18 protein-coding genes are annotated in these 18,777 nt (G+C 47.6%); 5 read left to right on the forward strand and 13 right to left on the reverse strand.

The window, feature by feature from the left end; translation table 11 throughout:
- Window positions 1-149 precede the first annotated feature (149 nt).
- The 5 genes from BW944_RS12150 to BW944_RS12170 form a co-directional block, all read right to left on the reverse strand.
- Window positions 150-974, reverse strand: coding sequence for an aldo/keto reductase (locus BW944_RS12150; RefSeq protein ID WP_076560061.1), 825 nt, complete (start codon window positions 972-974; stop codon window positions 150-152).
- A gap of 51 nt (window positions 975-1,025) precedes the next feature.
- Entirely contained in the window at window positions 1,026-1,865 is an 840-nt protein-coding gene (locus BW944_RS12155) for an SAM hydrolase/SAM-dependent halogenase family protein (protein WP_076560064.1), read from the reverse strand.
- A 560-nt stretch (window positions 1,866-2,425) separates the two neighbouring features.
- Window positions 2,426-2,896 (reverse strand): DUF1189 family protein, encoded by a 471-nt coding sequence (locus tag BW944_RS12160; protein ID WP_076560136.1) that lies wholly within the window; start codon window positions 2,894-2,896, stop codon window positions 2,426-2,428.
- 20 nt (window positions 2,897-2,916) lie between these two features.
- The gene (locus BW944_RS12165; RefSeq protein WP_076560067.1) at window positions 2,917-3,141 is read right to left on the reverse strand and encodes a YuzB family protein; all 225 of its coding nucleotides are present in this window, start codon (window positions 3,139-3,141) and stop codon (window positions 2,917-2,919) included.
- 25 nt (window positions 3,142-3,166) lie between these two features.
- A complete protein-coding gene (locus BW944_RS12170) occupies window positions 3,167-3,979 on the reverse strand; it encodes a riboflavin kinase (RefSeq protein ID WP_076560070.1) in 813 nt (270 codons plus the stop codon).
- Window positions 3,980-4,313: 334 nt separating this feature from the next.
- Here BW944_RS12170 and BW944_RS12175 point away from each other — a divergent pair, with 334 nt between their 5' ends.
- Entirely contained in the window at window positions 4,314-4,976 is a 663-nt protein-coding gene (locus BW944_RS12175) for a type 1 glutamine amidotransferase domain-containing protein (RefSeq protein ID WP_076560072.1), read from the forward strand.
- A 230-nt stretch (window positions 4,977-5,206) separates the two neighbouring features.
- Here BW944_RS12175 and BW944_RS12180 read toward each other — a convergent pair whose 3' ends face one another.
- From BW944_RS12180 to BW944_RS12190, 3 genes are all read right to left on the reverse strand, one after another.
- On the reverse strand, window positions 5,207-6,325 hold the full coding sequence (locus BW944_RS12180) for an NAD(P)/FAD-dependent oxidoreductase (protein WP_076560075.1): 1,119 nt from the start codon (window positions 6,323-6,325) through the stop codon (window positions 5,207-5,209).
- Window positions 6,326-6,387: 62 nt separating this feature from the next.
- Entirely contained in the window at window positions 6,388-6,567 is a 180-nt protein-coding gene (locus BW944_RS12185) for a hypothetical protein (RefSeq protein WP_084193738.1), read from the reverse strand.
- 58 nt (window positions 6,568-6,625) lie between these two features.
- The gene (locus tag BW944_RS12190; protein WP_076560080.1) at window positions 6,626-7,039 is read right to left on the reverse strand and encodes an RDD family protein; all 414 of its coding nucleotides are present in this window, start codon (window positions 7,037-7,039) and stop codon (window positions 6,626-6,628) included.
- An 86-nt stretch (window positions 7,040-7,125) separates the two neighbouring features.
- On the opposite strand from BW944_RS12190, the gene BW944_RS12195 reads away from it, so the two are divergent.
- On the forward strand, window positions 7,126-7,647 hold the full coding sequence (locus BW944_RS12195; protein ID WP_076560082.1) for a YiiX/YebB-like N1pC/P60 family cysteine hydrolase: 522 nt from the start codon (window positions 7,126-7,128) through the stop codon (window positions 7,645-7,647).
- A gap of 351 nt (window positions 7,648-7,998) precedes the next feature.
- Here the strand turns inward: BW944_RS12195 and BW944_RS12200 are convergent, their stop codons facing one another.
- From BW944_RS12200 to BW944_RS12210, 3 genes are all read right to left on the reverse strand, one after another.
- Window positions 7,999-11,148 (reverse strand): EAL domain-containing protein, encoded by a 3,150-nt coding sequence (locus BW944_RS12200; RefSeq protein ID WP_076560085.1) that lies wholly within the window; start codon window positions 11,146-11,148, stop codon window positions 7,999-8,001.
- A gap of 111 nt (window positions 11,149-11,259) precedes the next feature.
- Window positions 11,260-12,183, reverse strand: a complete 924-nt coding sequence (locus BW944_RS12205; protein WP_076560087.1) for an MBL fold metallo-hydrolase — start codon at window positions 12,181-12,183, stop codon at window positions 11,260-11,262.
- 117 nt (window positions 12,184-12,300) lie between these two features.
- Entirely contained in the window at window positions 12,301-12,759 is a 459-nt protein-coding gene (locus tag BW944_RS12210; RefSeq protein WP_076560089.1) for a transposase, read from the reverse strand.
- Between the two features lie 196 nt (window positions 12,760-12,955).
- Here BW944_RS12210 and panB point away from each other — a divergent pair, with 196 nt between their 5' ends.
- The 3 genes from panB to panD are packed head-to-tail and all read left to right on the forward strand — an operon-like array spanning window position 12,956 to window position 15,037.
- On the forward strand, window positions 12,956-13,810 hold the full coding sequence (gene panB, locus BW944_RS12215; protein ID WP_076560090.1) for a 3-methyl-2-oxobutanoate hydroxymethyltransferase: 855 nt from the start codon (window positions 12,956-12,958) through the stop codon (window positions 13,808-13,810).
- Window positions 13,788-14,654: a pantoate--beta-alanine ligase gene (gene panC, locus BW944_RS12220; RefSeq protein WP_076560092.1), complete on the forward strand. Its 867-nt coding sequence runs from the start codon at window positions 13,788-13,790 to the stop codon at window positions 14,652-14,654. The genes panB and panC overlap by 23 nt, the downstream gene beginning before the upstream one ends.
- A complete protein-coding gene (gene panD / locus BW944_RS12225; RefSeq protein WP_076560094.1) occupies window positions 14,651-15,037 on the forward strand; it encodes an aspartate 1-decarboxylase in 387 nt (128 codons plus the stop codon). Before panC ends, panD begins: the two co-directional genes overlap by 4 nt.
- Before the next feature lie 58 nt (window positions 15,038-15,095).
- On the opposite strand, the gene cydC is transcribed toward panD, so the two are convergent.
- Both cydC and cydD read right to left on the reverse strand, forming a co-directional pair.
- A complete protein-coding gene (cydC, locus tag BW944_RS12230; protein ID WP_076560096.1) occupies window positions 15,096-16,805 on the reverse strand; it encodes a thiol reductant ABC exporter subunit CydC in 1,710 nt (569 codons plus the stop codon).
- Window positions 16,802-18,532, reverse strand: a complete 1,731-nt coding sequence (cydD, locus tag BW944_RS12235) for a thiol reductant ABC exporter subunit CydD (RefSeq protein WP_076560098.1) — start codon at window positions 18,530-18,532, stop codon at window positions 16,802-16,804. The genes cydC and cydD overlap by 4 nt, the downstream gene beginning before the upstream one ends.
- Window positions 18,533-18,777 lie beyond the last annotated feature (245 nt).

Here is an 18,777-nt window from a genome sequence, read left to right on the forward strand (position 1 = left end):
GGTATTTTTTTACACAAAGGCTACCTTAAAAATAAATATTCAGGCGGAAGCTTGCCGCAGGCTTCCCCACCCTCCGTTTTGAAATAACCAACAGGCTTTAACAGAGCTTACACAAAAAACCGCCGGCTCTCACCAGCGGTCCTTTGCTATTATCTGATATTCATCTCACTCGGACGCGGCCCTTTTCTGGTACCACTGTCCAATCCGTTCAGTTTTTCCATATCTTCATCCGTCAGTTCGAAATCGAACACGTCAAAATTCTCTTCGATCCGTGTCGGTGTAATCGATTTTGGAATCACGACACGATTATTCTGCAGGTGCCAGCGGATAATCACCTGGGCACCTGTTTTGCCGTGAGCCGTAGCGATCTGCTGGACTACAGGATCTTTGAGCACTTCTCCGCCCTGCATAAGGGGGCTCCACGCTTCCATCTGGATACCGCGGTCTTCACAGAATTCCTTCAGATCTTTCTGTGCAAGATACGGATGACACTCCACCTGGTTGATTGCCGGCTTCACGTCACATTCATCCAGGAGGCGCTGCAGGTGATCGATATCAAAATTACAAACACCGATGGCGCCGACTTTGCCATCCTTCTGCAATTTTTCCATCGCTTTATACGTATCTACATAGTCATCATACTCAGGTGTCGGCCAATGAATGAGGTAAAGGTCCACGTAATCGAGGCCCAGTTTGATGAGACTTTCCTCGAAGGCCTTCAACGTATTCTCATAACCCTGATCGGCGTTCCACACTTTCGTCGTAATGAACAAATCTTCTCTCGGAAGATCACTGTTGGCGATCGCTTCGCCGACCTGGCGTTCATTTCCATAAATCGCGGCAGTATCGATAGAACGATAGCCGGTTTCAAGTGCCTTCGTTACGGCCGGTTCGGCGTCCTGTGTATCCACTTGCCAGACGCCGAAACCAAGTTGCGGCATCTTCACATTGTTATGTAACTCTACATGATTCATTTAACTCTCCCCTTTCTTTCGTACTATACCCATTTTACCGCACCTTTCAACCTACAACTTTTTGAAAGTGATATGCCAGTCCGGCCCAGTACCCACATTATAAGCTTTAGAGAAGGAGCCCTGATTGATCGCTACGGCCAGGTGATCAAGTGAATTGACGTAAACGAGGGGTTCTCCTTTATGCGTGTCAGCGAAGGAATGACCGAACGTCATCAGCTGATGAAAATGATGCCTGCGTCCATGCTCGATGGTCACTTCAATCGAATCCCCATAATTTATACCCAACTCATGGAAAGAGTCACGGTGGACATTCGTCCACAAATTCCCGAACTGAATGTCGAGGATATCAACCGTTCCTTCAATTTCCTCTCCGGACACTTCGGGATACTGAAGTGGAAGAGAAACGAAAGAGTCCACAGAAAGGGAGGGGCCAACTTCTTCATACCCGATAATACCGGATGCGAGCCTGGCTCCGGTGTAAGCATAAATATCACGGCCATGGAAAGTATAGCTCTCTCCTGAATTAGGAAGACGATTCACTTCTTCATCGATTTCCCGGAGTTCCACAATATTTTCCGCTTCATGGATGTGGGTAAGCGTACCGTTATCAGGTGTAACGATGTAATGACCTTTGGCTGTCTTTGCAACAACACTTTTGCGTTTGGAACCGACACCCGGGTCTACGACGGAAACGAACACCGTCCCTTCTTTCCAGTAGCCGGCCGTCTGCCATAAACGGTAAGAAGCTTCCCATATATGAAAAGCCGGAATTTCATGCGTCAGCGTGAATTGCTGCAATCGATCATCCACAGAATGAGCAACGCCGTGCATCGCACTCACGGCCCCGTCACTGATTCCGAAATCCGATTGAAATACCAGTGCATTCTTCATCACTTTCCCCTCCTTAGCATTGTTTTTCTCATTATCTTACCTTATCCCGCATAGGATTCCAAGTGAAAAAGAAAAGCGGAGCCACCCCACTTAGAAGTTCTGGCGTAAGCAGGGGGTTCTCTTTTCAGGTGCCTTTTCCTGAAAAAGAAATCACTGCTTAGGACACGGACTTCTGGGTGGTGTAGCTAGACACGAAAAGCGGAAGCGTCCGCTCAGAAATACTGGCATAAGTAGACCGGTCAGATAAAAGGCGCTCTTTCCTTTTTCTGATCCGAGCTACTTATGACACGAATTTCTGGACGCTGGAGCTAGACAAGAAAAGCGGACATGCCTGGCCTCGAACAGTCTCCTTCCAGGTGAGGTGAGATCAATATTTGTGCGACGTTCAGGAAGAAAAATCCACTCGAATGGCTCACAAAATAATATATCCACCCATTCGCACAACCCAGCTAGCCACGAATGTAGTGAAAAAAGAATAATTGCGACATTCATCGGATGACCACGGCTCTGAACGCCGCACAACAACCAACTCCTCTTTTAACAGCATAAAAAAAGAAGCGTCAGGAACGCTTCGGATAAACGGTTATCATTTTATACAGCAAGTAACTGATCGGCACGACGAAAAGAAGCACCGTTACATAGTCGGGAAACCCCGCATACGTAGAAATCGTCGAAAAAATGAGCGGGAGCGTAAGGGCATAAGCCGTCATCTTCCATACCTGTTGATAGCGCAGCTTTCTTTTCAGCACCTTGGAAAGAAGAAGCCCTCCTCCTGAGATCAAAGTCACTCCTGCTATAATAAGAAAAATGATCAGCAGGGGATAAAAGACAAGCGCCTGCGCCATGTAGAGCCCTCTGGCCACTTCTGTAAGTTCCCGCTCGAAGGTAGTGATGGCACTATAAATATTCGGAAGGAACAATACAAGAAGCAATGTAAACAAATAGCCGATTGTGCTTGTAATACCTTTCCTATTAAGTTTAAAGAGCGCTTCTTTTTTCGGAAGGCGCAAGCTCAGTTTCAATGAATCCATCGGTTCCACGTCCATTTCTATTATGCAAAGGCTGCCAGCTCTTCATCAATCTGTTTCCGGATTTTTTCCAGCGCTTCTTCTGCTGAATGTCCAAATACCCGCTTGTTGTTAACAAGGGCATAGGGCTTGATAGCACAAAGCCCGCAATAGGAGAGGCAGTCACTGATCAGGACATCCACCTCCGGATATTCTTCTTCCAGAATCTCTTCCGCATTAATCGTACTCAGCAAGTTGCTGTCACAGATTTCTACAAGTACTACCCCATGGGAGTCAGTCTCCTTTTCTTTGTTGTAATCCTAAAATCCTGCGTGCTTCCACTTCATCCTGTTTCATCTGGTCCACCAGGGCGTCGAGACCATCAAAATCGATTTCCCCACGCATATGCCTAAGAAATGAAAGAGTTACATTCTTCCCATAAATATCCTCTTTGAAATCAAGGATGTAGGCTTCCACTTTATATGAAGTTCCCTTGACCGTAGGACGGTACCCGGCACTGATCAGCGCATAATACTGTCTCGGCGTATCTTCGTGTATGACTACCGATCCTATATAAACACCGGGAGCGGGATCGACATAGGTTTCAGAACCTCCCAGATTGATGGTAGGGAAGCCCAATTCTCGACCGAGAGCCTGTCCCTTGGCTACGGTGGCTTTTATAGCGTAAGGGCGTCCAAGTTGGGCGAGGGCGGCTTCCACCCTGCCTTCCTCGATCATTTCCTTTATTTCTTCCGAGGAAGCACTGAACGTCGAGGCGTTTTCTGCTCCTTCGATTCCCGAATGTTCTTCTCCCATGATAACATGTGCAGGTTGGAGAGTTTCTACCCCTGTTCTGACATCACTATTACCGGAGAAAACATAGTAAAAATCGACACCGTATGATTCCAGCAGTTCTTTTTTATGATAAAGGGGGGTGAGCAGCCTGTCTTCATCTAAAGATGTATCAAGCACCGCAATTTCGTTTCCTTTACTCTGAGCTTGGATCAATAAGTGATGATGACCAAGGTGTAACCCATCGAAATCAGCGATCACGAGAGTCAGCGGCTGCTCTTTTTTTTGAACTTGTGACCAATCGTTCGTTTCCATCAAAACCGTCCCCTTTTTGTGATGTTCCATACAGATTTATTTAATCAGCCTTTGTCTTTGGATGCAAGCCTTGTGCACAAAGAAAAGCGGAAACTTCCGTTCAGAAATACTGCCATAAGCAGACGGGTCTGACGAAAGACGGTCTTATCTTTCTCTGATCCGGGCTGCTTATGGCATGAATTTCTGGAAGTTGGAACTGGACAAAGAAAAGCGGAAACTTCCGTTTTAGAAGCTTTTCTCTACTTTTCAAAAAGCACTTTGTTTAATACCTCCACTTACATGGGTATACAAGGATTGTGTGCAGCAAACCCGAAAAAAAAGGAGTGCATAAATTATGAGTAAAAAAGTACTAATGGTGGTAACGAACCACGATAAAATCAACGAGGATGCTCCAACAGGCATCTGGCTTTCAGAATTCGCTGAAGCCTATAATGAATTCCAGAAACATGGCTTCGATGTAACCGTCGCAAGCCCTGCCGGCGGTCAGTCCCCGGTAGACCCGAACAGTGTTAGTGATGATGAGCCTCAAGCAAACCTTGATGCAAAACCGCTTCTTGAAAACACAACACCGATCGACAGCCTGAATGCTGAAGACTTCGATGCTGTTTTCCTTCCTGGCGGTCATGGCACAATGTTCGACTTCCCGGACAACGAGAAGCTTCAGAACATCATCAAAAGCACCTATGAATCTAAAAAACCGGTTGCAGCGGTCTGCCACGGTCCGGCAGGCCTCGTGAACGTGAAACTTTCCGATGGTCAATATATCGTGCAGGGCAAACGAGTCAATGCTTTCACAGACGCTGAAGAAGCCGATACCACACTTGATCAGCACATGCCTTTCCTACTTGAAAGCAAACTCCGTGAACGTGGTGCGCATTTCTATTCCGCACCGAACTGGTCGGAACATGTGGAATCTGATGGTGTATTAATTACAGGTCAAAACCCTCAGTCCACAGTAGCTGTAGCGAAAGAATTCGTTCGCACCCTTCAAAACTGATTTTGTAGTCAAAAAGCGCGAGTGTCTCTTTTCAGAGATACTCGCGCTTTTTTATATCGATGATTCCAATTATGGTAGAACTTCTAAGCGGGGTGGCTCCGCTTTTCTTGATCCAGCTACAACTTCCAGAAACACTGGCATAAGCAGCTCGGATCAGAAAAAGGAAAGAACACCTTTTGTCTGACCAATCTGCTTAGACATGCGTTTCTAAACGGAAGTTTCCGCTTTTCTTACATCATTATTTGTTCAATGGAATAATCCAGAGGGTCGAGTTCGGTTTCTTCTCCAGTTACAAGACGCGCAAGTTCCGCTCCTATGTAAGGACCGGCCGTCAAACCTGAAGCTCCTAACCCGTTTGCGATATAAAGCCCTTCATAGCCTGGTGATTTCCCAAATACAGGCATAGACCCCGGCGTATAGGGACGGAAGCCTATTTTGGCCGCATGGAACTCCATAGTCTCGAGACCAGGCGCCACTTCCATCATCTTTCCGATAATTTCATGTAAAAGAGAGGCACTTACTCCGTGATCAAACCCTGCATCCGATGACTGTGTTGCACCGCTCACCAGTCTTCCACCGTCGAACGCCAGCATATACTTATTTCCGGGCGGTAACAGCACAGGCCATTCCCCGGTCTCCGCCTCCGGCATATCAAAATGGGCGATCAACGCTTTTTGCGGCCCGGCATCAACCTGAAGTCCAAGAGGCTCCAGCAGTTCTTTTGCCCACGCACCGTTCGCGGCGATGACCTGGTCCGCTTCATAAGTAACGCCGTCCACTGATGTCCCATAGACCTTATTATTCTCACATAAAAGCTCAGCAGAACCCTCAACGAACCTGACGCCGAGTTGTTTCCCTGCACGGATCAGAGCATCCCGGACTTCACGGCCGTTCACCCTTGCCGCCCCGCTTACATGCACCCCGGCATACGCTTCATCAAGCGGAGGGAAGTATTCTTTCGGTTTTCCGTGCTCGAGATACGTCACTTCTCCCATTTCAGGGGTGTATTCTTTTTTTGCCAATGCCCGTTCATACATATCGCGGGCCTTCTCTTCTTTCTGATGCATTTTTATCGCACCGACCTGCTTATACCCCGTTTTTGTTTCGCCCATTTCTTCGAGTTCACGAACAAGTTCAGGGTAGTAACGTGCCCCGCCGGAAGCAAGACGGTACCATCGTTTGTTTCTTCTGAGGGAAAGCCAGGGGCAGATGATGCCCGCGGCGACCGCGGTCGCCTGACCATCATCATTACGATCGATGACAGTCACTTCCTTCCCTTGCTTACGGAGATGATAAGCGGTGGAGGCACCGAGGATACCTGCACCAATCACAATATAGCGCTCTGTCATAAATACACACCTTTTCTCTTAGTTCAACATGACGATATTGTACAGGAAAGAGGCAAGAAACCTCAATCAGGAAATTTACGGTGCTTTTCCTTTTGACGTTTGAAATGATGGTATAAGGCGATTTCGAAGATGAGGAAAGAAATGATGAGACTGCCGGCGAAAGGGTAAGAGGCGCCGATGATAATCAGAAGAACAAAAAAGAGGACAAATGCCGACACGCCGATAATGATGGGGATTTTCATAGGACGTCCTCCCATAGAAAATACTTGATACTATTAAAATACCACGAACAGGAAAGAGTTAACCTTCCTGGTCGTGGATCACTTTCGTGCCGGCTATAAAATCATGGATCGCTCGTTTATCTTCTCGCAAACCAACCATGAATGCGCTGACGATCAATCCGATACCTAACGTCAGAATATAGGCGAGTGCGCCTACAATGACACGGAGAAGCATGTTGACGATCGTAACGTTCTCCCCTGTCTTTTTCACAATACGTACTCCCATCAATTTCTTTCCGATCACGTATCCTCTCCAGAAAACCGGGAGCAAAAGGGTGTATAAGAAGGATAAGAAATCGATTGGCGTCGATTCATCCGTCTGAGGCAACTCTCCATAAATAATAAAAGCGAGGAGGGCTGTAATGATTCCGATAATGATGCCATCAAGTATATTCGCTGCCAGACGAATCCAGAATCCTGCAGGTTGTTGCATATAGTACCATCCTTCCTGATTGTCTTCTTATTCCTTCTCCTTTACGATAGAGAAGAGCATAACGTTTCATTAAGGAGAAGATCATCATGAAAAAATTAATTACAGGCATCATGACATTCCTCGCCGTATTTCTGTTTATAAAACCTAAAAAAGTCCTGGCTCCACGCTCACAGCCTGAAGTGAAACCGGGAGATTTGTTATTCTCCCCCCTCGGGCAGAAGGACTCTTTCTATATCGGCCACGTAGGAATCGTCACCGAAGATATGAGTGTCATCCATTCTATACCAAAGGGGTTGAAAAAGGATGACGTCGATCATTTCTTCGGCAAGTTCAAACGTCTGTCACTGTATCGCTCAAAAAGCGAAGAAGCCGGAACCAGGTCAGCGGCTTTCGCTCTTCATCTCTATGAATCGAACACAAAAGCGCCGTACCGTTTCTTCACGAAATTAAAAGAGACCGACGGCGAGCAGTATTGCACCAAACTGGTGTGGCAAGCTTATTATTACGGAGCGGGGATCAACCTGAAAAAATTCCCTCTTTACGCCCGCGCCATCCACCCGGAATTCGTCAAAGACTCCCGTCACCTATACAAAGTCGGAAGTTATTAAAAAAGCGAAAGCACCCTGCTTAGAAACCTAAGTCATAAGTAGCCTTGTTCTCTTTTGGGTGCTTTTTCCAAAAAGACAAGGCTACTTATGGCTCCGGTTTCTGGGTGCTGGAGCTGGATTAAAAAAAAGCGGAGCCCCCCGTTTAGAAGTTCTGGCGTAAGCAGGGGGTTCTCTTTTCAGGCGCTTTTACCTGAAAAAGAATTCACTGCTTAGGACACGGACTTCTGGGGGGCGGAGCTGGACCAAGAAAAGCGAAAGCACCCTGCTTAGAAGTGCTGGCGTAAACAAGGGTGTCTTCCATCCGTCCATGCATGCAAGATAATACAAGGAAAATCTACTCCCTCACAGAACTTACCGGGAATAAACTTCACCCCCGTTTCCGCCCATCGATTTCTTCAGAAACATGGCCTCGTCCGCTTTTTTCATCACTTCATCAATCGATTCTGGCTGTTCCTCTGTAGACGTATAGAGGCCGAGACTGGCAGAAACACACACCTCTCCTTCTGAAGTCATTACAGGTGTTCGGATCGCTTCGAGAAGCTGTTCCGGACATGTATTCAAACCATTCTCTTCTACAAACACAAGAAGAAATCCGTCTCCTGCAAGTCTGTAAGCCTCTGCCTCCCTTCCGTCTGTCTCCTTTGCAAGACGACGAGCTATCGTCTGCAGTACTTCGTCTCCAATCAAGTGCCCCCATGTATCATTGATCACTTTGAAATTATCGATATCGATGAACAGAATAGTGAAAGGCTCTTGTTTCGAAAGCTTTTTCTCCGTATCTTCCCGGAACGCCTTCCGATTCCAGAGACCGGTCAATGAATCACGGTAAACGAGACAGGAGATTTCCTTCTCCCTTTTTTCCTTTTCCCATTCGTTGGCGGCCCACCCGCCGATCACCGCGAGCTGCGATACAATATCCCGTATGACTACCGGTTCCTTGACGGCTGTATACTCACCCGGAAGAGTATACAGGAAGAAACCGCCTACTTTCGTTCCGCTTGTTTCATCTAAAATGGAACTTTTCAGAGAGTTCGATATAGTGATATCTCCTTCTCTCTCTTCGTGATACCCCTCTTCTATACTCTGTTTCGCCAAGGATTTTATAACTCCGGGGTCAATATCTTTTCTTCCGGAACGGGTGAGATGGCATTCCCGCTCTCCCATATAAAAGAATGCTCCCGTGTAATGGCTCCATTCCAGGAACGAACGAAGAACCTGCTCGATCCTCTCTTCCACCGGAAGATCCTTCACAATGGTACGATAAATATCTTCCATCGCCTGCTGGCGGCGGTTCGTTTCCTTCAAGTAGTCCTGCATCTCTATTTCCGTCATAACCCAGTCGGCGTACTCTTCAAGAAGTTGGACATCTGTATCGTCAAATTTCCTCAGATCGGTATCGAGGATGCAGAGAGAGCCGATGATTTCTCCGTTTTTCGTGATCAGTGGGACCCCTGCATAAAACTGATAGCCATACTCCCTTACAAAATATTTATACCGCTCCTCTGCCATCAGGTTAAGATCCGGAAGCACCAGCGGCTTCTCCGTTTCAATCATACCGCCACAGGTGCTGTTTTCTATCTCCATCCCGCCGAGCTCGGCAAATAATTCGGGAAGACCTACGGAAGACTTGTACACCTGCTGGTCTTTAGTAAGAAGGGAAAGAATAGCTGTAGGAACAGAAAACGTCCGACTCACAATTTCTACGATTCGATCATATCGTTCGGAAAAATCGAACCCTTCGAGATTCAGACGGTGCAGCTCGCCGAGTCTTCTCAATTCCCCTTCGTCTATATCTGATTTTCCGGAAATACAATCTCCCCCGAACGAGAACATGGATGCAAGCGACGACAATACCCCTTCGAGCGAAGCGGCCGCCATAGGCTTACTGATAAAATACCCCTGCAATTCGTCTGCTTTGAGGCGCTTGATCACATCATAATGCCCTGCTTTTTCCACTCCTTCAGCAGTAACTGATAAATGCAGTTTCCTCGCGAGCGTAATGATCATCTTCACAATTTCGTAATCTTTGTCCCGTATGTCCGTCTTGAGCTCTCTTATGAAAGATTGATCGATTTTGATTCCATCTATAGAAAACTGCTTCAGGTAATTGAGCGAAGAGTAACTGGCTCCGAAATCATCAATGACGACGCGGAATCCAAGTGCTCGCAAGTGATCGATGATATCTCTGGCCTGGTCCGGGTCCTCCATGATGGCACTTTCCGTAATTTCCAGTTCAAAAGCTTCAGGGTGAATGCCGTACCCCTCAATAACAGAAAGAAGAGTGTCCTCCAGCATCGTCTTATGGAACATGTTGGCCGAAAGATTTACAGCTACTCTTCTATTTCTGAATTCTTCTTTGTAATGCAATATATCCTGACAGACTTTCTCAAAGACTCTTTTTGTAATCTTTTCAATAAGACGGGACTTCTCAGCCAGTGGAATAAAGACCCCCGGGGAGACTGTGCCAAGCTTGGAACTGAACCAGCGTGCAAGCGCCTCATAGCTGACTTCTTCCTTGATTACATTCAACTTCGGCTGATAAAAAACATCAAACTCGCCGTTTTCAAGCGCATGTTCCAATTCCTTTTCGAGGACGCTCTCGTTCAGCTGCTCACTAATATAATTGGTTTCTTTGAATATGGAAACATTATTTTTCCCATCCCGCTTTGCCTGTCTCATCGCTATTGAAGCCTGGGAGATCATATCATCCACTTCAGATGCTTCTCCGCTGATGCCCGCACAGGAACTCAAATAAATATCTTCTCCTTCCACCTCGTAGGAAATGCCGGATATAACGTCGAGAATCGTTTCACTCACCAACACGGCCTCCGAAGTACTCATCATTCCGATGAGAACAAACTCATCTCCGTCCATTCTCCCGAGGATAGAATCCTGGGATATGACTTTACTCACTTTTTCGACTATCTCTTTCAGAATATCATTGGATTTTTCAATCCCGATCGTTGCGTTCACCAGCTTGAAGCTATCTATATCAAAATAGACCGTCCTGACTTTCAAATGGCCTTCTTCCACCAGCATTCTGCCGGCATCCTGCTTGATTTTCAACAGGTTCGGCAGCCCTGTCAGATAATCGTACATACCGATCGTTTCCAATAATTCTGCTGCCACGCCGCTTTTCAGATCGCTGGTGATTCCAAGGACATAGCTGTCGCCTTCCCTTTCATGGACAGGAAGAAGAATCGTTGAAGCGTAACGATCAGCGTTGTACAGGACGTTCATGCGATCCGAGAAAAACGTCACATCTTCTGCAAAGACAGCCTTCTCATATTGACGCGTCAAGTGAGCGGCTTCCCGTTCCGGATAGACGTCTTCGAAAGTTTTTCCGGCTACATCCGCCGGTAGCGAAGCGGCTTTTCTCGCTTCTTCTGTCACTTGTACATAAGAAAAACCTTCTTTTTCCATCTTCATCAAATAAACGATATCATGAAGCTTGCTCATGAGTTGAAACAGGTGCGCCGACGTCGAGTCATCTCTCATCATAAAGTCCCTCCTGCGGTGCCGGACACGTTCTCCACACACTTCTCCTTCTATTATCGTACATTCCGGTGAAATAATTAAAGCTTCCTCTTTTGGACAAAGAGGAAGCTTCTTCTAATTTTCTTTCTGAACGTAGTCATAGAGCCCCATAGCACAAACTTTCATATCTAAATCAATTATTTTGTACACGTCATGATCTTGCGGCACACCTCTGGCGTTCAGGTGAGCTTCCACTTGTTTTCTAAGATTTTTTTCAATTACTTCAAGCGATGTTTCCTCTCTGGCGATATCAAGGAATTCCGGAATCCATTCTCGCACTTCCTTCATCGCCAGTTCCGGTTCCTCCGTCATCCCGTAGTGACCAAAATAGAGACGGGATGGCTCCCGGTGGCGAAAGCGCTGAATCTGTGCAAGCATGGCTTCAGGGTTGAATTGATTCGGAGAAGTCGACGGAAGGTAAAACGTCACCCCTTCCACGTGGTGGTATCTGATACCGGCCGTATCTCCTGTGAAGATACCGTTGCTGACAGGGTCGTATATACCGATATGATGATTGGCATGACCGGGAGTATCCAGAAATTCGAGTTCCCTGTGCTCATCAATCGTCAATACATCCCCTTCTCCCTTTTCGATGATCTTCTCTTCCGGTATAGGGACGACAGGCTCGAACAATCGATCGAATTCTTCACCGTAAACGGCTCTGGCACCTTTAACGAGCCGGGACGGGTCCGCCAGATGACGCTTCCCTTTCGGATGAACGATTACTTCCGCGTTCGGACACGATTCCAGAAATAGACCAGCACCTCCGGCATGATCTAGGTGAACATGAGTCACTATAATATACTTCACATCCTGAAGAGATATGTTCAAAGTCTCCAGTCCTTCTTTAATTCTTTTAACCGAAGGACTGGGTCCCGTTTCGATCAGCGTCACTTGCTTGTTGTCGAGAACATATGTCCCTGTTCTTCCTTCGAAACCCATATCATATCCGTCGATCAGATATGTATGGAAACCTAAATCTTTCGGTCGTTCGCTCATTCTCATCCCTCCTGTTTCTATATTACTAAAAAATGGATGATGATGTAAGGGCTTTCTTTCTGGATTCCTGCATTTATCAACCCTCTTTTTAAATGAATCAATTTCATAATTGCTTTCTCAAAAAACGTTCAGACCTCCAGAATTCTTGATCGCATCAATGGCCACCGTATCGTCCTGGATATAGCCTTCCTTCATCGCCTGATGGACGATGTCCTGACCGACGTCCCGGAGGACATCAGCTTCCTGGATCTTTTCCTGGATACGGGTGTAAGAAGCTTCCGAGGGGACACGATCCGAGAGAAGAAATCCACAGTCGAACCGGAAAAACGGATCCTCGTTCAGGCGCCGGACCAGCCGTTTGATATCGGGGATCCTTTCCACCACACGGATGATCAGCGACTGGACCATCGCTTCGTAGTTCAGCTCCGCAGGTGCACCACGACGGGATTTCTTAACCACGACAGCCATGACGGGGTCCAGATTCAGGGAGGATAAGATAGCCTCATACCGGTGGGTAGGTTGCATGTCATATAAATCGGTGATGTCAAATAAGCTCTCTTGCCTTATAATGGACATAGGGAGTCCCTCCAGTCTTTTTGGTAGTTGTGGTGAACCACCATTATACAAGACTTGGGGAGGTACTTCCTTTTTTATGTCTTGAACCCGTTGGGGGACAAGGGCTAGGATTTATGAAATTGACTCAAATGATAGCCTTTTCAGAAATATTTGTTATAATCTATTTTGAGTGCGATTGTTCGAAGGAGGCAGCAAGATGAAAACGACGAAAGATTTTCAAAAAATGAAAGATAAGAACGAAGCTATCGCTATGATGACCGCGTACGACTACCCTTCCGCAAAACTCACCGAAAAGTCGGGGATGGATATGATTCTCGTCGGAGATTCTCTAGGTATGACCGTTCTCGGGTATGACTCCACGGTTCCTGTCACCATTGATGATATGGTCCTCCATACTAAGGCCGTCCGGCGCGGGGCCAAAGACACCTTCACCGTCACCGACCTCCCTTTCATGACATACCATATTTCCGAAGAGACCACTTTGCGAAATGCTTCCAGACTTCTGCAGGAAGCAGGAGCTCAGGCTGTGAAGCTCGAAGGAGCAGGCAGTGTCCTTTCAATGATTTCCCGGCTCACCTCCGCCGGGGTTCCGGTGATGGCGCATCTGGGGCTGACCCCTCAGTCCGTCGGTGTGCTCGGAGGATATAAAGTACAGGGGAAAAAAGCCGAAGAAGCCGAGCAACTGCTCCAGGATGCCAAAGCAGCAGAAAAAGCGGGGGCGTTCGCTCTCGTCCTTGAATGTGTACCGAAGCAGCTGACCGGGCTCATCGTCGAAACCCTCTCCATCCCCGTCATCGGAATCGGAGCCGGGGCAAAAGCCGATGGCCAGGTCCTCGTTTATCACGATGTCATCGGTTATGGCAGCGAACATCTACCTAAATTCGTAAAACAATATGCAAATGTCCAGGATACGATTGAAGAGGCTCTCCATCAGTACGTATCGGAAGTGAAAGATTCCCGCTTTCCGGAGGATCAGCATACTTTCACGATGGATGAAGACACACTCACTCACTTATATGGAGGCAAAAATGAACGTCATTACAACGATTGAAACCATGCGCGCATACCGAAAAGAAAATTGGAACAGCTCCATCGGCTTCGTTCCTACCATGGGGTACCTGCACGAAGGACATATGTCTATGGTGGAACGTTCGACACAAGAGAACGACCTTACCGTTATCAGCATTTTTGTGAACCCTCTGCAGTTCGGTCCGGATGAGGATTTTGATAACTACCCCCGCGACCTCGAGCGTGATAAGCGTATCGCCCGTGAATACGGGGCGGATGTCATCTTCCATCCATCCGTAGAAGAAATGTATCCCGAAAAAAGAACCACCTCCCTCCAGGTCATCGACCGGACGGACGTCCTGTGCGGACCGGCCCGCCCCGGTCATTTCGACGGAGTAGCCACCGTCGTACTGAAGCTTCTTCAGATCATCCAGCCTGAGTACATGTACCTCGGCCAGAAAGACGCCCAACAAATCGCTGTACTCGAAGGCGTCGTCTCGGACTTCAACATCCCTGTACGTATCGTTCCCTGCCCGACTGTAAGGGAAAAAGACGGACTCGCCAAAAGCTCGAGGAATGTAAATCTTACACCGGAAGAACGACAGGAAGCCCCCTTTCTAAAGGAGAGCCTGCAACACGCAGCAACTATGGTCAAAGAAGGGCACTGGGAGCCCGAAACAATAAAAAAAGAAATGGAAAGTATACTGAATGAAAACACTTCCGGCATCATCGATTACCGCGAAGTGTTATCCTATCCTTATCTCAAACCCGCTACCCCGGAAGATAAGAAATGGATCTGCGCTGTAGCCGTATACTTCGAAAAGGCCCGGCTGATCGACAATATCATTATTGAACTGCCTGAACGACAGAAAGGAGAAACCACATGAACCGAACAATGATGAATGGAAAAATACACCGCGCCCGCGTTACCGGCGCCAATCTCAACTACGTCGGGAGCATCACGCTCGATCCCGATATTTACGAAACGGCCGGTATGCTTCCGAATGAAAAGGTACAGATCGTCAATAACAACAACGGAGAACGTCTCGAAACGTATATCATCCCCGGTGAACGAGGTAAGAAAGAAGTCTGCTTGAACGGAGCGGCCGCCCGTCTTGTGCAAGAAGGCGATGTCATCATCATCGTCTCCTATGCTTCAATGAGTGACGAAGAAGCGAGAAACCACTCTCCGAAAGTGGCTATCCTGAACGGAAACAATGAAGTGACCGAAACCCTCGGCACCGAACCGGCCTTCACGACTTATCTGTAACCCATAATAAAACGCCTATCCCAAGGTTTTTCTTTTAAGGATAGGCGTTTTTTCTTTTTTATCCGATCAACGTATTTTCGAGCTGTTTCATTCGATGAAAATATCCATCACGACTTATAAGCTCTTCATAACTTCCTGTTTCCACCACTTCTCCCTGGTTCATAACGATGATTTCATCCATTTTTTCCAGCCCCTGCAGATTATGGCTGATAAGAATAACAGTGTCGTCTCGTGTCTCTTCCCGGAAATTATCCATGAGCTCCTTCTCCGTCAAAGCGTCCACCGATGAGAAAGGCTCATCGAGAATCCATGTGCGTGCTTTTTTCAAATAGATTCTAGCCAGGGCAAGCCGCTGCTTCTCCCCGCCGGATAAGTTCATGCCACGCTCCTCTACCGCATCTTCCGGCGATAAGTGAGCGAGTTGCACGCGGGCAAGCACTTCTCCCATTTCCTGATCATCAGCATCTTCTTTTGCAATGGCAAGATTATCTCCGATCGTTCCATGGAAGAAATGGTTCTCCTGCAGTATGATGTTCACCCTTTTCCATAAACTTTCCTCGTCCACTTCCGCCATATTTTCACCGTGGACGGTTATATCGCCTGCGTCCACCTCAGCCATGGAGAGGAGGAGCTGTTGGATAGTCGATTTCCCGGAACCGCTGGGCCCGACGATAGCTGTTTTCGACCCCGGAGGAAAGTTGAGCGTAATGTTCTGAAGGACGGGCGCCGGGCTTTCCGGAAACGAATAAAATACGCCATCGAGGGAAAAAGCCAGCGGTTCTTCTGTATCCAGCTGTACAGGTCTCTTTTCTGCCGTTTGTGCCACCGGAAGGGAAAATAACCGCTTTGCAGCGTGCCGGTTATCTTCAAAATATACAGGCACACTGGCCATCGGTCCAGCGTCTTCAAACACCATCAAAGAAATCATGATGAACATGGCGAGAAAGATTCCATCCAATTCCCCTGCCTCGATCAACCAGACAGAAACCCCGACTACTACCCAGGTCGCTGTCAGGGAGACGAGAAGATTCAATGACTGTCCCTGGACCATCTGCAGTTGCTGGTGTTCATGCGTTTCTTCATATGCTTCCATCGAATTTTTAACGTCCTTTTCTTTCTCTTCCTGCTTCTGATAAATTTTCAAGTCACGGAACCCGTACATCCATTCTGTCAGCTTCACCGAAAGTAAACCACGTCCCTCCCGTACAGACTGCTGACTTCTTCGCTGTCTAAGGGCCGTCAAGAAAGGGATAACCCCTCCGACCATAACGAGGCCGACAAAGAACAGCAGTGCCAGTACCCACGAGAAGAAGGTGGTGAAGACGATCGTACTAAGGAAAACGATTCCCAGTACAATCGGCGGATAGTAAACTCTTAGAAAGAAGTTCTGAAGACTCTCCACATCTCCGATCACCCGGGAAAGGAGATCACCGCTTCTGTATTTCTGAAAAATCTTCGGCACTCCCGGCTCGAGCAGCTCAAAGAAGCGGAGACGGATATGGCTGAGAATCGTGAACGTGGCGCGGTGGGAAAATAATCGCTCCGCATACCGGCCAAGCGCCCTCATGAAACCGAACAGCTTCACCATCGCAATGACGATAATCAATGTATAGAGAGGCGGCGTAAGCGCGGCTTTTGAAATCAGGTACCCACTGGCACCAAACAACCCTACAGTCGTCAGTCCTGCAATAACCCCGAACACGATGGAGAGCCAGATGTCCCTCTTTTCTCTCGCTACGAGACCCAGTACGATTTTCAACTCGTTCATTGCGCTTCACCTCCCTGACTCACCGTCGTCATCCGCCGATATTCATCCACATCCCGGAGGAGCTCTTCATGCGACCCCTGGCCCGCCACTCGTCCATTTTCAAGAAAAAGAATTTCATCCGCTTCTCTGATTGTATGCAGCCGATGCGCCACCGTAATCATCGTCGCTTGTTCCGAAAGCTCCTCAAGGGATTCTCCGAGAATACGTTCCGTTTCCAAATCCAGACCCGTCGTCGGTTCATCGAGGAGAATGACATAAGGGTTTTTCAAAAAGGCACGCGCAAGAGCCAGACGCTGCTTCTCTCCTCCAGAAAGCCCGCGACCTCCCTCTCCTACAGAGGTTTCCATCCCACTATCAAGTTTCTGCACCAGCTCATGCAGTCCGGCTTTTTGGATCGCTTCACTGACTTCTTTTTCTGAAGGATCACCATGAGCCCCGATTACTACGTTTTCCCTCAACGTCCCAGAAAAGATGTAAGGATGCTGGGAAATATAGCTGATATGGTTCATCCACTCTTTTTCCTGATAGGAATAGAGAGAGCGTCCTTCCACTTCAATCATTTCCCGGGAAATAGGTAATAACCCACTGAGAATATGAAGAAGCGTGGATTTCCCCGATCCGGTCCGTCCCGCAATCGCCAGGCTCTTGCCAGGAGAGAGATCGACGGTTACAGGCCCAAGTTCAAAACCATCTTCCTCATAGCTGTACGTTGCCTGACGGAGGATTATATGGGGAGGGCGGGAAAGAACAAGCTTCTCTTCCCCCCACATCACTTCATCCTCAGGTTTATTGATCTCTTCATATACTTTCGCAGCCGCTCCCATACTTGTACGTCCGGTATGGAAGGCAAAGCCGAGTTGTTTCAGGAAGTTGTAGAACTCCGGAGCCAGTATCAGTATGAAAAAGGCTGTAAAGAAGTTCATATTTTCAAAAATGATCAGCTGTAGCGCGATCTCCAGAGCAATCAGTCCGATGCTCAACATTGAAATGAGTTCAAGCATAAGCGAAGATACGAAAGCCGTCTTCAACACTTCCATCGTCGCCTCCCGGAACCGGAGACTGCTGGAGCGTATCGTTTCTTTCTGGTCATTCGCTTTGAGAAACAATTTAAGTGTCGTAAGACCCTGAAGGATATCCAAAAATTTTCCGGATAACGCATTCAGCTCTCCCACTTTCTCCTCTGATTTCTCCTTCGTTTTCAAGCCGATGATGATATAAAAAAGGGGGATGAACGGGGAAGTAGCCAGAATGATAAGAGCGGAATTCAGATGAGTGAGGGCGATAGTCACAAACAGAAAGAACGGTACAATCAGCGATTGGATGACCTGTGGCACATATCCACTGAAATAACTGTCCGTTTCTTCAATTGAATCCATGAATATGCTGACACGTCTCCCCGCTTCTGTCTGAGCCGCATCTCTGGTGGAACCTGAAGCTATTTTGTGAAGGAGTCTGTACCTCATCTCACGTTTTGCCCGCGAAGCCAGACGCACCCCGGCACGGGAGATTACCGTACTCACCCCTGTTCTCAGCCATAATACAGCGAGCAGATAAAAAAGAGGAGCCATCACAGCGGATAGTCCCGCCCCGTTGATGAAGACATCATCCACGATCGACACGAAAAGATACCCCTGCATAATGATACTTGCAGCAAGCACCAAAGCAGCGACGGCCATCACCGTCACTTTTTTCCACTCCTGTTTCAATATCAGATTCCATTCCTTCATTCCGTCACCCCACTCAACGTGAATCATTTCACAATTAATTATACGTGATACCAGCACTAAATTAAAGAAAAGGAGATTCACTACGGAACCGATACACGATCGATCAATGAAAAAATTGGCCCGGACGCCTCACCTTCCAGCAGAGAACGCCCCCCGTTCCGGAATCGCTCCGTCCGGTAAGGGGGCAGCCAGTTCTTGTTCTGCAGAAGGTTCGCATTCGGACCAAATCACTTCTTACTATTTTC

The organism is Salimicrobium flavidum, from assembly GCF_900156645.1.
Taxonomy (GTDB): domain Bacteria; phylum Bacillota; class Bacilli; order Bacillales; family Halobacillaceae; genus Salimicrobium; species Salimicrobium flavidum.

Bases quoted from the DNA above. Each gene is read 5' to 3' on its own strand.
- BW944_RS12160 (WP_076560136.1), bottom strand. From the start codon at position 2,896: ATGGATTCATTGAAACTGAGCTTGCGCCTTCCGAAAAAAGAAGCGCTC.
- BW944_RS12210 (WP_076560089.1), bottom strand. From the start codon at position 12,759: ATGTCCATTATAAGGCAAGAGAGCTTATTTGACATCACCGATTTATAT.
- BW944_RS12150 (WP_076560061.1), bottom strand. From the start codon at position 974: ATGAATCATGTAGAGTTACATAACAATGTGAAGATGCCGCAACTTGGT.
- BW944_RS12155 (WP_076560064.1), bottom strand. From the start codon at position 1,865: ATGAAGAATGCACTGGTATTTCAATCGGATTTCGGAATCAGTGACGGG.
- cydD (WP_076560098.1), bottom strand. From the start codon at position 18,532: ATGAAGGAATGGAATCTGATATTGAAACAGGAGTGGAAAAAAGTGACG.
- BW944_RS12175 (WP_076560072.1), top strand. From the start codon at position 4,314: ATGAGTAAAAAAGTACTAATGGTGGTAACGAACCACGATAAAATCAAC.
- BW944_RS12180 (WP_076560075.1), bottom strand. From the start codon at position 6,325: ATGACAGAGCGCTATATTGTGATTGGTGCAGGTATCCTCGGTGCCTCC.
- cydC (WP_076560096.1), bottom strand. From the start codon at position 16,805: ATGAACGAGTTGAAAATCGTACTGGGTCTCGTAGCGAGAGAAAAGAGG.
- panB (WP_076560090.1), top strand. From the start codon at position 12,956: ATGAAAACGACGAAAGATTTTCAAAAAATGAAAGATAAGAACGAAGCT.
- BW944_RS12190 (WP_076560080.1), bottom strand. From the start codon at position 7,039: ATGCAACAACCTGCAGGATTCTGGATTCGTCTGGCAGCGAATATACTT.
- BW944_RS12170 (WP_076560070.1), bottom strand. From the start codon at position 3,979: ATGGAAACGAACGATTGGTCACAAGTTCAAAAAAAAGAGCAGCCGCTG.
- panC (WP_076560092.1), top strand. From the start codon at position 13,788: ATGAACGTCATTACAACGATTGAAACCATGCGCGCATACCGAAAAGAA.
- BW944_RS12195 (WP_076560082.1), top strand. From the start codon at position 7,126: ATGAAAAAATTAATTACAGGCATCATGACATTCCTCGCCGTATTTCTG.
- BW944_RS12185 (WP_084193738.1), bottom strand. From the start codon at position 6,567: ATGAAAATCCCCATCATTATCGGCGTGTCGGCATTTGTCCTCTTTTTT.
- BW944_RS12205 (WP_076560087.1), bottom strand. From the start codon at position 12,183: ATGAGCGAACGACCGAAAGATTTAGGTTTCCATACATATCTGATCGAC.
- BW944_RS12200 (WP_076560085.1), bottom strand. From the start codon at position 11,148: ATGATGAGAGATGACTCGACGTCGGCGCACCTGTTTCAACTCATGAGC.
- panD (WP_076560094.1), top strand. From the start codon at position 14,651: ATGAACCGAACAATGATGAATGGAAAAATACACCGCGCCCGCGTTACC.